At 65.9% G+C, this 13,651-nt stretch carries 13 protein-coding genes and 2 pseudogenes; 4 read left to right on the plus strand and 11 right to left on the minus strand.

The genetic code is table 11. The annotated features are described in order from the left end of the window. Positions 1–7: 7 nt before the first annotated feature. Together ACYQ07_RS03975 and ACYQ07_RS03980 are read right to left on the minus strand one after the other, a co-directional pair. A complete protein-coding gene (locus tag ACYQ07_RS03975) occupies positions 8–1,390 on the minus strand; it encodes a PAS domain-containing protein (RefSeq protein ID WP_459877679.1) in 1,383 nt (460 codons plus the stop codon). A 45-nt stretch (positions 1,391–1,435) separates the two neighbouring features. After that, a pseudogene (locus ACYQ07_RS03980) lies at positions 1,436–1,762 on the minus strand (PAS domain S-box protein); the annotation flags it as partial. A gap of 51 nt (positions 1,763–1,813) precedes the next feature. Between ACYQ07_RS03980 and ACYQ07_RS03985 the strand changes: the two are divergent. Next, positions 1,814–2,638, plus strand: coding sequence for an IS5 family transposase (locus ACYQ07_RS03985; RefSeq protein WP_459877682.1), 825 nt, complete (start codon positions 1,814–1,816; stop codon positions 2,636–2,638). 28 nt (positions 2,639–2,666) lie between these two features. Here the strand turns inward: ACYQ07_RS03985 and ACYQ07_RS03990 are convergent. Together ACYQ07_RS03990 and ACYQ07_RS03995 are read right to left on the minus strand one after the other, a co-directional pair. Further along, positions 2,667–3,119: pseudogene (locus tag ACYQ07_RS03990) on the minus strand (response regulator); the annotation flags it as partial. Between the two features lie 84 nt (positions 3,120–3,203). Then, positions 3,204–4,223, minus strand: coding sequence for a presenilin family intramembrane aspartyl protease PSH (locus ACYQ07_RS03995; RefSeq protein ID WP_459877685.1), 1,020 nt, complete (start codon positions 4,221–4,223; stop codon positions 3,204–3,206). Between the two features lie 177 nt (positions 4,224–4,400). On the opposite strand from ACYQ07_RS03995, the gene ACYQ07_RS04000 reads away from it, so the two are divergent. Together ACYQ07_RS04000 and ACYQ07_RS04005 are read left to right on the plus strand one after the other, a co-directional pair. Next, complete coding sequence (locus ACYQ07_RS04000) at positions 4,401–5,855, plus strand: APC family permease (protein ID WP_459877688.1); 1,455 nt, start codon at positions 4,401–4,403, stop codon at positions 5,853–5,855. Further along, complete coding sequence (locus tag ACYQ07_RS04005) at positions 5,855–6,667, plus strand: universal stress protein (RefSeq protein ID WP_459877691.1); 813 nt, start codon at positions 5,855–5,857, stop codon at positions 6,665–6,667. Before ACYQ07_RS04000 ends, ACYQ07_RS04005 begins: the two co-directional genes overlap by 1 nt. Positions 6,668–6,832: 165 nt before the next feature. On the opposite strand, the gene ACYQ07_RS04010 is transcribed toward ACYQ07_RS04005, so the two are convergent. Together ACYQ07_RS04010 and ACYQ07_RS04015 are read right to left on the minus strand one after the other, a co-directional pair. Beyond that, positions 6,833–7,039 carry a cold-shock protein gene (locus tag ACYQ07_RS04010; RefSeq protein ID WP_076581923.1) on the minus strand — a complete coding sequence of 69 codons (207 nt, stop codon included), beginning with the start codon at positions 7,037–7,039 and terminating at the stop codon, positions 6,833–6,835. Between the two features lie 123 nt (positions 7,040–7,162). Further along, positions 7,163–7,888, minus strand: a complete 726-nt coding sequence (locus ACYQ07_RS04015) for a YqjF family protein (RefSeq protein ID WP_459877694.1) — start codon at positions 7,886–7,888, stop codon at positions 7,163–7,165. A gap of 163 nt (positions 7,889–8,051) precedes the next feature. Between ACYQ07_RS04015 and ACYQ07_RS04020 the strand changes: the two genes are divergently transcribed. Next, positions 8,052–9,026, plus strand: a complete 975-nt coding sequence (locus ACYQ07_RS04020) for a DUF4349 domain-containing protein (RefSeq protein WP_459877697.1) — start codon at positions 8,052–8,054, stop codon at positions 9,024–9,026. 18 nt (positions 9,027–9,044) lie between these two features. Here the strand turns inward: ACYQ07_RS04020 and ACYQ07_RS04025 are convergent, their stop codons facing one another. The 5 genes from ACYQ07_RS04025 to ACYQ07_RS04045 form a co-directional block, all read right to left on the minus strand. Then, positions 9,045–10,583, minus strand: a complete 1,539-nt coding sequence (locus ACYQ07_RS04025; protein ID WP_459877700.1) for a small ribosomal subunit Rsm22 family protein — start codon at positions 10,581–10,583, stop codon at positions 9,045–9,047. 91 nt (positions 10,584–10,674) lie between these two features. Then, entirely contained in the window at positions 10,675–11,454 is a 780-nt protein-coding gene (locus tag ACYQ07_RS04030; protein WP_459877703.1) for a prephenate dehydrogenase, read from the minus strand. A 99-nt stretch (positions 11,455–11,553) separates the two neighbouring features. Further along, a complete protein-coding gene (locus ACYQ07_RS04035; protein ID WP_459877706.1) occupies positions 11,554–12,021 on the minus strand; it encodes a hypothetical protein in 468 nt (155 codons plus the stop codon). Continuing rightward, positions 12,014–12,298, minus strand: coding sequence for an AbrB/MazE/SpoVT family DNA-binding domain-containing protein (locus tag ACYQ07_RS04040; protein ID WP_459877709.1), 285 nt, complete (start codon positions 12,296–12,298; stop codon positions 12,014–12,016). Before ACYQ07_RS04040 ends, ACYQ07_RS04035 begins: the two co-directional genes overlap by 8 nt. A gap of 102 nt (positions 12,299–12,400) precedes the next feature. After that, the gene (locus ACYQ07_RS04045; protein WP_459877712.1) at positions 12,401–13,546 is read right to left on the minus strand and encodes an acyl-CoA dehydrogenase; all 1,146 of its coding nucleotides are present in this window, start codon (positions 13,544–13,546) and stop codon (positions 12,401–12,403) included. Between the last annotated feature and the right edge of the window lie 105 nt (positions 13,547–13,651).

The raw sequence follows: 13,651 nt of genomic DNA on the forward strand, positions 1-13,651 counted from the left end.
TCACGCGCTATTCGGAGGCACACTCAACGCCCGTGATCTCAAACCGTGCGCCGCCTTCGGCCCCGTCGGTGACGCGGACCTTCCAGTCGTGGGCTTCCGCCACCTGCTTGACGATGTTCAGCCCGAATCCGGTTCCGCCCTCTGCGGTCGAGTATCCGGCCTCGAACACGTCGTCATGATCCCCTTCGGGGATGCCGGGGCCGTCGTCCTCGACGTAGAAGCCGTTCTCCAACCTGCCGACGGTAACCGTCACATCCGCACCACCATGTTCAACCGCGTTGCGCAGAAGATTCTCGAGGAGCTGTTGAAGCCGACTTCGGTCCGCTCGAACCTCACAGTCCAGATCGGCCGTGAGCACCGCCTCCGCCGTCATTACGTTCTCCCAGGACTTTTCGATGATCTCTCTCAACTCGACCGATTCCGTCTCATCAACCGTGTCGCCGTCACGTGTCAGTGTGAGGAGATTCTCGATCAGACTGGCCATCCGATCATGCGCCTTCTCGACGCGATCGAGGGAGTCACTCTTACAGTCTTCCTGTGCAAGTTCGAGGTATCCACTCGCCACAGTAAGGGGATTCCGCAGATCGTGGCTCACGATAGCGGCAAACCGCTCCAGCCGTTCCTCGCGTCGTTTGCGCTCGGTGATGTCGCGGTGGAGGCCGACCATCCAATCAGGCTCATCATCCTGATCGACGATGACTCCCGGGCATTCCGCCCAGACTGTGTGACCATCTTCGTGGATCATTCTGAACTCCAAGTGATACAGATCATCCGTTTCGATTGCTTGGGTGAGTTCCTCCTCGACCTCGGGCAGATCATCCGGGTGGACACGCTTGGTGAAGGCTTCGTACGTCCCTTCAAACGAGCCCGGTTCAAGTCCGAGTGCCCGTTCCAACGTCTCGTTCCACTCGATTTCGCCCGTCCCTATCTTCCACTCCCAAATACCCGTGTTCGTCCCTTCAAGCACGAGATCGAGTCGCCGTTTCGTCTCGCGTAACTCCCGTTCACGTTCTTTTTGCTCGGTGATGTCCGAGGTAATGCCGACGACTCGGTAGACCTCGCCAGCGTCGTTTTCGATCGGGACTGCGCGGTCGTGGACCCACCGTAGTTCGCCATCTGGCCGAATGATGCGGTACGTTTCGTCGTACTCGCCGTTCGCGTGCGCAGCAAGCGCCTCCTCGACACGGGGACGGTCCTCGTGGTGAATGCCATCCACAAATGATGTGGGATCCTCGTAGAGACTCTCAGCCGAGCGACCCCAGATCGCTTCGTAGGCGGGATTGACGTAGATCAGCTCTTCGCTTTCCGGATCGCTCATCCAGACGATCTCCTGGATATGTTCGGCCAGCTGTCGAAACCGCTCTTCACGCTCGCGTAGCGCGTCCTCCATACGAACCCGCTCCGAAACGTCACGGAGAACGCCGACGAACCGTTGTTCACCGTTCTCCTCGAACTCACCGAACGAGATCGAGACCTGGATCTCGTGACCGTCCCGGTGTTGGGCGGGAAACTCGACCGCTCTCCAGTCGACCGTTCGTTCGCCGGTTTCGATGTACCGGTCGATCGCCTCACGATGGCTCTCGCGATACCGGGGCGGCATCAGGGTGGTCAGTGGTTCACCAACGAGACTGTCGGGCTCATAGCCGAAGAGGTTCTTGACGGCTTGGTTCACGAACCGGATGGTGTTCTCGGAATCGACGGTGAGGATGGCGTCGTTCGAGTTCGCGGTGATCGCTTCTGCTGTGTTGAATAGCGATCTTATCTACCGATATCACCAGTTTAGAAGGGTGAAGCCAAGGAAATCGAACCTGGCATGGAGATCGATATCCTCGACTTCATTGAGCAGTGTCGTGACCTAGCTAAACAAGCGTTAGGGAAGCACGCGGGCGAGCCCGCCAGCGGCGGGTTCGCCCGCTGGATCCACGTTGTTCTTCACTGTTTTCGGGTCGAAGAGGCCCACAGCTACCGTGAAACGCCGAATCGGCTGAAGTACATGGACGAAGTCCGTGACGCTCTCGGCTTAGATCGGGACGATCTCCCCGATCACACAACGATCTACAAGTCGTTTGATCGGCTGAAAATGTGGGTGTGGCGGGCGCTGCTGCGCGTTTCCGCGCAGCAGCACCCGCAGTCTGGACACGCCGCTCTCGACAGCACGTTCTTCGACCGCCGCCGTGCGTCCTCGTACTTCCGCCAGCGGGCAGGACGAACGATACAGACGCTGAAAGTGACGACATTGACTGATGTGGAATCGCTTGCGGTTCTTGACGTTCACATCACAGCGCGGTGGAAGCACGATACGAAGACTGGACCGCAGGTCGTCCGCCGAAACGCGGACGACCTGCAGTCCGTCGCCGCCGACAACGGCTTCCAAGACTGGCATACCGAGTACGAAATCGCCGCACATGACGTTGAGTACCTTGTTCACTATCGCGGCTCATCAGCGAAAGCAGCCGCGAACAACGCGCTCAACCGAGCAAACGGCTACTCTCAGCGATGGATGGCCGAAACGTCCTACTCGACAACGAAGCGCTCGCTCGGCGATGCCGTGCGAGCGCTTGGCTGGTATCGGCAGTTCCGTGAGATCGTCCTGATGTTCGCCATCATTAACATAGAACCGCTGTGTGAACCGCTGTAACAATGAATCAGCATCTATTCAACACAGCAATCGCTTCCAGACGAGTACGGGTTCGTTCGGCTTCCCGCTCCGCTCGCCATTTTTCGACCGCGTTCGTAACGCGGTTTGCCAGTACGGTGTACTGGTCAGTTCCGGTTCCCTTCTGGAGATAGTCCGTCACGCCGGCGGAAATCGCCTCGCTTGCGACCTCCTCGCTGCCTTTCCCCGTGAACAGAATGAAGGGGAGATCCGGAACGTTGTCTCGGACGGCTTTCAGAAATTCGATCCCGTTCTCACCCGGCATATCATAGTCAGAGACGACACAGTCGAAGTCGGTCTCGTTGAGGCGGTCGAGACCGCTGCCGGCACTCGTGGCGGTGTCAACCACGAACCGCTCATCCTCCCTTTCAAGCGACGCCGCGGCCATCTCGGCAAAGTCCGGCTCGTCATCCACGTGAAGAACGCGAATCGTGCCGGCGCCCTCACCCACCCGTTCGGTCATAACTGAACCGTAACGCCGTCGGCAGGTAAGTCTGTTTGGTGGTTCCACACGCCTCGTCTTCGATGAGGAGAGCCTACCCGGTGCCTACAAGAACGTCGCGAGGCCGAGCGCCTCCAGCAGGGGGACGCCGGCGACCACGGACCCGATCAGGTACCCCCCGATCGCCCCGCCGTTGAGGAGGGGGAGCCCGGCGTGTGCCCGCCCCTTCATCACCCAGCTCATCAACACGAGGAGCCCGGCGACGGTGCCGACCATCGCGAGGAGCGCGGGGAGGTTGAGCCCGATGAGCGGGACGGAAAGCGCCTCCGCGGGCGAGAAGCGCGCCGCGCTCGCCACGAGCACGGCGGGGATGACCGCGTCGCCGAGCCCGATGAAGAAGGCGTCCCGGGTCGGGTCGTCCTCGCCGTCTGGGGTCTTGTCGGCGTCGGGCGTCTCGTCGCTCTCGGCGGCTTCTGCCTCCTTGCCGTCCGCCTCCGTGCCGGCGTCCTCGTCTTTCCCTTCGTGCACGTCGGCCGCGCCCTCGAAGTCGTCGTCGAGCAGCGAGTACGACAGCGTGAGGGGGATCACGAGCACGACGGGGATGTTGAGGTCCATCACGCCCTCGGCCAGCGACAGCATGTGCTCGGTGCCGTACACGGAGATGGCGTCGTAGACGGCGAGGAACGTCAGGAGGATGAGCGCCGGCAACAGCCCGAACGAGATGCCGAACAGGCCGGCGGCGCCGGCGCCCATCAACACCCCGGCGGTGTCGAGGACGTACCACTCGGGGTGGACCAGGAGGCCGACGCCGACCGCCGCGGCGGGGAGAACGGCGACCGCCGGCGACACCAGCGCGGCAAAGACGTACCAGGAGAGCCACGCGGAGACGCCGATGATCAGCAGCCGGATCGCCCAGTCGAAGTCGTACTTGAAGGCGGCCAGCATCAGCCCGGTCATCACGATGATCGCGAGAATGTAGATGAAGCTGTTTGCCGGATTCTCGGGGTCCTCGACCGGCTGGTAGCCGCTGTCGGCGAACTCGGGGACGAGCGCCAGCGCGCCCAACTGGACGACGACGAACAACACGACCGCGAACGCGACGCCGCGGTACTCGCGGGGGAACATCTGCCCGAGCGTTCGACCGCGGGGGGTTTCGTCCTTCCGTTTCCCCGTGACGGGCCGTGGTGCTCCCCGAACCCGCCACCACGTATAAACGGCCTCCATTCGACAGTTTCGCTACATGTCGGACGTGATATCCCACATACCGGACGGACCGTCCTCCTCGCAAGGAGGTGAGCGCTCGTGACCGACGGCGATCCCTCGGCTGGCGCCGACGCGTCACCCGATGCCGGCGTCGGCGGCGCGAACCGCGCCGGCGAGTCGCCGGTCGCCGAGTCGCCGGTCGAGACCGGCGCGGAGGTCGACGTCCACGACGACGACGTCGAGCTGGAGCGCACCATCGGCTTAAAAGGCGGCCTCGCCATCGGCATCGGGACGATGATCGGGGCGGGGATCTTCGTGTTCCCCGGACTCGCCGCCGAGCAGGCGGGGCCGGCCGCCGCGCTCTCGTTCGCCATCGGCGCCGTCGTCGCCCTGCTCGTGGCGCTGCCCGCCTCGGAGCTGGCGACCGCGATGCCGCGCTCCGGCGGCGGCTACTACTTCATCTCGCGGGCGATGGGAACCGCCGCGGGCGCCGTCGTCGGCCTCTCGCTGTGGCTCGGGCTCGTGTTCGCGACGGCGTTCTACCTCGTCGGATTCGGCGAGTACTTCGTCGCCGTCCTCGCCGAGATGGGGATCGACGGCTCCGGCGTGCTCGTCCCCGTCGCCGTGATCGCGGGGATCCTCTTTACGATCCTCAATGCGACCGGGACCGAAAACGCCGCGAAGCTCCAGAACTACGTCGTCGCGCTCCTGCTCGGGATCCTCGTGACGTTCATCCTGTACGGGAGCCTCGACGCGCTCGGCGTCCTCGGCGAGCAGTCCGTGCCCGAGGCGTTCGCGCCCGAGGGCTACTTCCCCGTCCTGACCACCGCCGCGCTGGTGTTCACCAGCTACCTCGGCTTCGCGCAGGTGGCGACGGTCGCCGGCGAGATCAAGAACCCCGAGCGGAACCTGCCGCTGGCGATGGTCGGCTCCGTGATCGTCGTGGGGATCCTCTACGTCTCGGCGATCTTCATCGCGACGAGCGCGTTCGGTCGGGTCCGCCTCGGCGAGTTCGGCGAGACGGCGATGGTCGAGGTCGCCCGCCACTTCTTCGGCCTGCCTGGTGCCGTCGTCATTCTGCTCGGCGGCCTGCTGGCGACGGTGTCGTCGGCAAACGCCTCCGTGCTCTCGACCTCGCGGGCGATCTACGCCACCAGCCGTGACGCCATCCTGCCGGCGTTCGCGAGCCGCGTGAACCTGAAGTACGGCACGCCCCACGTCGCGCTGGCGATGGCCGGCGGCCCAACGGTCGTGCTCGTCTTAGTGGGCCGCGTCGACATGCTCGCGGAGGTCGCCTCCTTTCTCCACCTGATCATGTACGGGCTGATCTGCGTGGCCCTGCTGATGCTCCGCCGGAACCCGCCCGAGTGGTACGACCCCGACTTTGTCGTCCCCGGCGGCCCCGTGATCCCCGTGCTCGGCGCGATCTCGAGTTTCGCGCTCATCGGGTTCATGCAGCGGGAGTCACAGGTGATCGGCGTTGCCATCATGCTCGGCGCCATCGGCTGGTACTACTACTACGCGCGGGACGTGACGCTTAAGGGTGAACTCTAATGTCCGACAACCACACTGACGCTCCGACCGAGACGGCGATGACGCACAGTCTGGCGACCGACGGCGGTCAGTCCGGCGAGCGCGAGCGGGTGCTCGTTCCCCTAAAAGTGCTCGAAGGCGACACCGTCGTCGAGGGACTCGCCGAACTCCTCTCGACGGCCGACGTGGTCCTGCTCGGCTACCACGTCGTGCCCGAGCAGACGCCGCCCGAGCAGATGCGCGAGCAGTACGAGAAGCGGGGACTGAAGTCGCTCTCCGAGCTCGCCGAGACGTTCCGCGACGCCGGCGGGGACGTCGAGACGCGGCTCGTCTTCGGGCGCGAGCGCGAGGCGATCGTCGACCGGGTGCAACGGGAGACGGGCGCGACCGCCGTGCTCCACCCGCACACCGTCGCCGGCGTCGACTCGCTGCTCGTTCCACTGTACGGTGACGTCGATCCCGTGCGGATCGCCCGGTTCGTCGCGAACGTGCGAGGCGACCGCGACATTTCCGTCACCCTCCTTGGCGTCGCGGAGGACGGCGACGAACGTGAGGGCGAGAGCCTCGTCGACACCGCCGCGGCGACGCTTGTGGACGCCGGCGTGCCGGACGCCGCCGTCGAGCGGCACACCGTCGCCGCCGAGTCGCTGTTGGGTGACGCCTCCGTCGACGCGATCATCGACGCCGCCGCCGACCACGACGCCGTGGTGCTCGGCGAGCGCGCCAGTGACTGGCGCTCGCTCGTGTTCGGGGAGTTTCACGAACGAGTCGCCGCCGAGTCGCTCGGCCCCGTGCTGGTCGTCCACCGCCGCGTGCAGGACGTCGAGGAGTAGCGGACCCGCGGATTCACCCATTTTTGCAGAGAGCGAGGCCCGTCGCGCTCACGCGCCGCTCTCGACGGGAATATTTGAATGTACGGAGCGCCGTCGCTCAAAGAGTAGCTGTGTTGAAAAACCGAAAGCACGTCCGTCGCTACAAACGACGAGAGTGTCGCGGTATTACTGTCGAACGACGTTCGTTGCGCGGGGGCCCTTGGGCGAGGACTCGATGTCGAACTCAACCTCAGTACCTTCCGTCAGGTCCTCTCCACCGACGTCTTCCATGTGGAAGAACACGTCTTCGTCGTCGTCGAGGTCGCCGTCGTCAGTCGAAATGAAACCGTAGCCGCCAGTATCGTTGAAGAAATCAACCTTTCCGTTTGCCATTGCAAACAAACATAGTTCCCGCCAAGGGATAACACTTCCGCGGGTCGCGGTATCACGACCCCTGTTCCGGTCGAAGCGGCGCCCCGCGGGTCCACGCAGGACCGCAACGGCGCCGAGACGCCGTCACACCCGGCGGATCCGGTCGGCGGTCACCTCGACCGCCTCGCTGTAGTGGACGATGGGGTCGCCGCCGGGATGCTCGAAGCCGTTGGCCTCGAACAGCGTGTTCGTCCGGAGCGTGGCCTCGCCGCGCTGGAGCGGCCACGGCGCGTGGTCGATGACGCCGGCGTACAGCCGGTTGCCCTGCGCGTAAAACCGGTAGTTCTCCACGAGGAAGGCGTCCAACGAGTCCGGCTCGGCCTCGTACACGTCGCCGACGGGCTCGTAGGTGGCGTCGAACTCTGCCGAGGGAACGCCGGCGTGAACGCGGTCGCTCCGGAAGTGGACCCGGTAGGCGGGCCCGTCGCGCTCCAGCTCGTCGCGGTCGGCGGCGACCGGCTGGCGGCGCACGTCCATCTCGGCGCGGTAATACGGCAGCGCGAACAGCCGGCGTGCGACGGGGACGCCGATCCGGTCGTCGGCGTCGAGGTTGTAGAAGTAGACGCCGGGGCCGTCCGGGCCCTCGACGTACGTCCGTAGGTTGAGCTCCGGAAACGAGAGTCCGAACGGGGCGCCCCGCGGGCGGATGTCCTCCATCTCGAAGGGGACGATCCCGAGGTAGGCGTCGCCATCGTGGGTCGCGACCGACAGCCGGTCCGGCAGCGTCTTCTCGACGACGGCGGGCTCGACCGGCCAATGACAGAACAGTCCGTCGCGCCACGTCATCTCCAGATAGCGGCGACCGAGCATGCCGGCAGTTGGGGCGCCGGCGTGTTAATGACGCGGGCCGTGGATGCCGGTCACGGGCAGCGGATGACGGTCACGGGCAGCGCACTGCCCACTGGACCGGTGGCACAAACGCCCGTTTGTCTCTTGCGACCTTTTACCACAACTGGGTGTGTAGTCGTCGCCGATGAACACGAGACGACTCCTCCTCGTCTGTGCCGTCGCCGGCATGCTGGTGCTCGCCGGCTGTACCGGGGCGGATGATGGCGCTGACGTGGGCGATGCAGGCGACGATGTCGACCGGTCCGCGCTCGACGCGGACGCGGACGCTGAAACCGCCGAAGACGAGGCCTACTCGTTCCAGGACGGGAGTGCCGACGGCGAGCACGTTGCCGCCGTCACAGCAGCCGAGCGACAGCTCATCAGAACCGGCGAACTGGAGACGACCGTTGACGACGCCGCGGAAGCCGACGGAACGGTTCGCGACATCGTCGACGACCACGACGGCTTCGTCAGCGACGCGAGCCGGGAGACACACGAGCGTCGAGGCGAGCAGTTCGCGACCGCCGAGCTCGTGGTGCGCGTCCCCAGCGACGACTTCGACGCCGCGATGGACGACCTGGAAGACATCGGAGAAGTGGAGCGCTCCGCCGTCGAGAGTGAGGACGTCTCCGACGAGCTGACCGACCTCGACGCCCGGCTGGAGAACCTCCGCGTTGAGCGCGACCGCCTGCGCGACCTCTACGAGGAGGCCAACGAGACGGAGGACGTCCTCGCCGTCCAGTCGGAGCTCTCCGCCACCCAGGAGGAGATCGAACGACTGGAGGCCCAGCAGGCCTCCCTTCAGGAGCGGGTTGCGCTCTCGACGATCACCGTCTCGCTGCGCGAGGAGCCGCCCGAACCGGAGCCGGCGGAGACCGAGTCGTGGTACGACACCGGTGTCGCCGCCGCCTTCCTCGCGTCCGTGAGCGGCGTCGGCACGCTCGCGCGGGCGACCGTCGTCGGGGCCGCCTACGTCGCGCCGTACGTCATCGCCGTGGGCACGCCGCTGGCGCTCGTCGGCGTCGTCGCCCGACGGCGGTACGCCGGCGGGCTCGGGGAGCTGGGGGACGGCGGAGCCGGTGGTGAACCGGGCGACGACGACACCGACACTGAAAAGTGAGGCTCGGCCGGCGGCCGGTCAGGGTGCCACGATGTCGACGACCGTCTCGTCGTCGACCACGACGTTGTAGGCGCCCTCGTCGTCGTTCCAGAGGACGAGCCCGTTCTCGACGAAGAGCACGGCGCCGTAGTCGGCCCGCCGGAGGTCCTCGTTGAGCGACGTTTCGCGGGTGCAGACGAGGTAGTGCTCCAACTGCTGGGAGCCGTCGCCGATCTTGTACAGTGGATTGCCGCCGTCGCTCAAGTCGTGGCTGAGCTTTACGGCTAGCAGGTTGACGCGGTCCGTGACGTGGTCTTCCGACTCCGCCATCCGGGCCACGCGACCGGGGCTCGCCCGCACGTCAGCCCGCCGGGCGCCGTCCCGACGGAGGATCGAGTAGGCGTACTGCACGTCGACGTTCAGGAACTCACCGGGCTCCTCGTCGGGGCCGCGGTCGGCGGCCTCGTCGAGCCGGCGCTGGAACGGCGGGACCGCGAGGTCCGGCTTGACGTCGAACGACCAGCCGCGGTCCGTCGGAGTCGCACCCTCCCAGAGCCGGAGCGTCGGTGAGTAGACGGTCGCGTCGTCGCGACGCCCCTCGACCGCGCGCTCGACGTCGCGGAGCCCCGTGGCGGTGTTGAGGTCCGCGGGCGCCAGCGAGACGACGCTGCCGTCCTCGGCGAGCGCGTCCATGGCCGCCTCGACCACGTCCGCGGGATCCTCCAGCTCGGAGAGCACGTTGCCGAACAGCACGAGGTCGAAGGGGTCGTCCGTCGGATGTGCCGGCTCCGGCTCCTCGCCCGGCGGGTGGCCGACGCTCACGTCGCCATCGTCGTCGCCGCCCTCGCCGTCGATATCGGAGGTGTCACCCGCCGGCACCGTCTCGTCCGTTTCCAGTCCGAGGAACTCTTCGACCGTCTCCCGGTGGATGCTCGCCCGGAAGTTTCGCCCCGTGGCCTCCAGCATGTGGTCGAGCACGTCCGCGGCCGCGCTCGGCTCGACGGCGTGGTAGTCGACGACCGCGTCGTCGGGCAGGTAGTCGTGGAGCCCGAGCGCGGGGCCGCCGACGCCGGCGCCCACGTCCAGCACGCGGACCACCCGGTCGAGGTGCGCGTTCTCCGCGAGGTCGTCGAGGACGTAGCCGACCGCCGCGTAGTAGTCCGGCAGGTGGTAGACCGCGTAGCCGAGCGCGGCGTCCTCGCCGTACGCCACGTCGTTGGCGTACAGGTAGTCCGTCTTGAGCCGGCGTACGACCTCCCGGAGCCGGTCGCCCGACTCGTCGACGTGCCAGTTGGCGCCGAACTCGCGGACGAGCAGGTCCTCCAGCTGGAAGGTGTACGCGTCGGGGAACGCGTCGGGCTCCCAGCCCGGCGGGGAAACCGTCTCCTCCGGAACCGGGACGAAGGTTCCCTCCTCCGTCTCACGCAGGCGGAGATCGAACGCCTCCTCGCGGAGGGTCTCGCGGACGACGGCGGGGTGGGCCCCGCCCTCGATGTAGTCGGCGATCTCGTCGGGGTCGATCGGCCGGACGTTGCGCAGATAGTTGGCGTTGTTGCGGACGGCGTCTCTGTCGATCATCGTGGGTCCTTCTGGGTCATCAGTGGGTCCTGTTGGGGTGTCGTGTGTGGTTCGTGGTCGTTCGTGGGCGGTTCGACCGGCTGCTTGGCGCTCACTCGTGTCGCTCCCGGGGCTCGCCGTCGCCGCGCTCGCGGGCGGCCTCGTACAGCGCGGCGAACGCTTCGGGGTCGGCGTCGGCGATCTCGCGGGCGGCGTCGGCCACGTCGTCCGCGCCGTCGAACGCCGCCTGGATCTCGGCGTACACCTCGGGGGCGCCCTCGGTCACCGTGTCGGCGATCTCGTCGAGCGCCGCCGAGACGGGGGTGTGGAACTCCTCGCGGATGTCGTCGCCGGCGAGCCGCCACGCGAGCACGGCGGCGTGTGCGCCCGCCTGCACGGTCTCCATCGCCTCGTCGTGTTCGGCGGGAGTCGTCTCGAACACGTCGTTGCCGCCGGATTCGATGGCCCCCGAGACGGCCGACACGGCCGGCCCGTCCGCGTCGACCACCGCCGCGACGTTGCCGGGAACGCGCGGGGGTGCGAACAGCGGGTGGTAGCTGGCGCGTTCGAGATCTGGCGCGTGCTCGCGGAGTGCGGCGACCGCCTCGGTCATCTCGCCGGAAACGTCGAAGATCGCCGACTCCGCGTTGTCGGCGTAGTCGGCGGCCGCGGCCGGCACTGCCGACATCGGGATGGCGAGACACACCGCGTCGAACGTCGCGTCCGTGTCGGGGGCAACCACGTCCGCGTGCCGGGAGCGCGCGGCGTCGAGCGCCACCTCACGGTCGCGGTCGGCGAACGTGACGGCCGCGTCGACCGGCGAGGCGTCGGCCGTCAGGGTGTCCGCCACCCAACGGCCCATCTCCCCGGCGCCCACGACGAGTAGCTCCATCTGTCATCGGAACGGAGGGCACGAGTGCCTTAAAAGCGTTCGATGCGGCGGCTCCAGCCGTCGTTGGGAGGTGCGATGCTCGTTTTCACGGAACTGGAATCAGCTTCCAAGAAATCGGTTCAGTTCGGCAAACTCGTCGGGTGACAGAATAACCTCGGTCTGGAACTCATCAAATCGTTCAAAATCATCGTCGATCGTCAACACCGTATTTACTCCTTCATCGATCGCAACCTGCGCATAATACCCATCCCATCCATCGATGTTTGCCTCACTCGACTGTGAAAGGCCACCCCGGACTACCGCTTGGGGCATTCGGTCGTACCAATGGATTCGCTTCGCATCCATGAAATTCCGGAGCAAACGCGAAGCATCCGTGTTTGAATATCCATAATACGTCGTGAGAACAGTGTGAGCTCCGAACAGCGCGGCGTACGGAACAACAGCATCGATCTCGCCAGCGATACCCTCCCGAACGTACGAGAGTGCAGCATCACGAACCGGGGCCGTTGAGTGTGCAAGAGCAATCACACCAACGTCGAACAGATACGGACCGCCTGCGTCACTCATTATTGTGGTTCTCCGCTCCTCGCTGGACGGCATCTCTATGCTTTTGCGCAATTGGATCGACTCCGTCAGGAAGCGGCGTCGTCTCCTCTCGGTTTGCCGTCGCTTCCTCAACGAGTTGCTCCATTCGTTCGAGGATTTCGTTGGGGCTGTCTTCAGGTTTCACAACCGCTTTTCCGTCCTCTTCGTGGACATCTACCTCCGTACCGGGGGTAATACCGAGGCGTTCTCGCACCTCCTGCGGGAGAACAATTCGCCCCTTTGAATCCACTTTGGTCATGTTCCCACATACAGTGGGAACGAGTATATCCGTTTTGGTCGACAATGACGCTACTGGTCGAAACACTGAAATGACGCTACGCAAGCTCGCGTGCGCGACCGCCTACTCGTCCAACAGCTGCTGGGCGATCGTGTTCCGGAGCACCTCGCTGGTCCCCTCGTAGATCTCGTTGAGCTTGGCGTCGCGGTAGAACCGCTCTGCGGGGAAGTCCTTGGTGTAGCCGTAGCCGCCGTGGATCTGGATCCCCTCGTTGGCGACCTCGCGGGAGATCTCCGAGGCGTACAGCTTCGCCTGTGCGGCCTCCTTGATGAAGTCCTCGTCGCGGATCTTCAGGTCGGCCGCCTTGTGCATCAGCAGCTTCGCTGCTTGCACTTTCGTGTCCATGTCCGCGAGCTTGTGCTGGATCGCCTGGAAGTCCGCGATGGGGCCGCCGAACTGCTCGCGCTCGGTGGCGTAGTCGGCGGCCTCGTCGAGCGCGGCCCGCGCGATGCCGACGCCGCGCGCGGCGATCGTGATCCGGCCGCCGTTGAGCGTCTTGAGCGCCTGCACGAACCCCTCGCCCTCCTCGCCGAGCCGGCGCTCTTTGGGCACCCACAGGTCGTCGAAGCGGAGCTCGGCGGTCGGACAGCCCTTGTCGCCGAGCTTCTCCTCGGTCCCCTCGACGACGAAGCCGTCGTCCTCCTCGGGCCGGACGACGAACGAGGAGATCCCCTTCCGGCCGGCGTCCGGGTCAGTCTTCGCGAAGACGACGACGGTGTCGGCGACCGAGCCGTTCGAGATCCAGAGCTTGCCGCCGGAGATGGTGTAGCCCTCTCCCTCGCGTTCTGCTGTCGTGGTCATCGCCGGCACGTCGGAGCCGGCGCCCGCCTCCGAGAGCGCGAACGCGCCGATGTCGGACCCCTCGGCCATCGGGGTGAGGTACTGCTCCTTCTGCGCCTCGTCGCCGAACTCGTACACCATGTTGCCGGCCAGCGAGGTGTGCGCGGCGACGACCGTCCCGAGCCCGCCGGAGCCGCGGGAGATCTCCTCCAACCCGATCGCGTAGCTGTGGTAGTCGAGGCCGGCGCCGCCGTACTCGACGGGGAACGGCATCCCCATCAGCCCGAGGTCGGCCATCTCCGCGACGAGGTCGGCGGGGAACTCGTCGGTCTCGTCGATCTCGGCGGCGCGGGGAACCACTTCCTCGTCGACGAACTCCGCGACCATCTCGCGGATCTGCGCTTGCTCAGCGGACAGCGAGAACTCCATGGTCGGACGTTCCGGGCGACCGCCTTAGCCGTTTCCACACGGTTGTACACGCCCACGGCGTTTCCGCGTCGTTCGCCCGTCGACGGAATCGTGTCCGTGTCCGGT

This window comes from Halorubrum gandharaense (assembly GCF_054654575.1).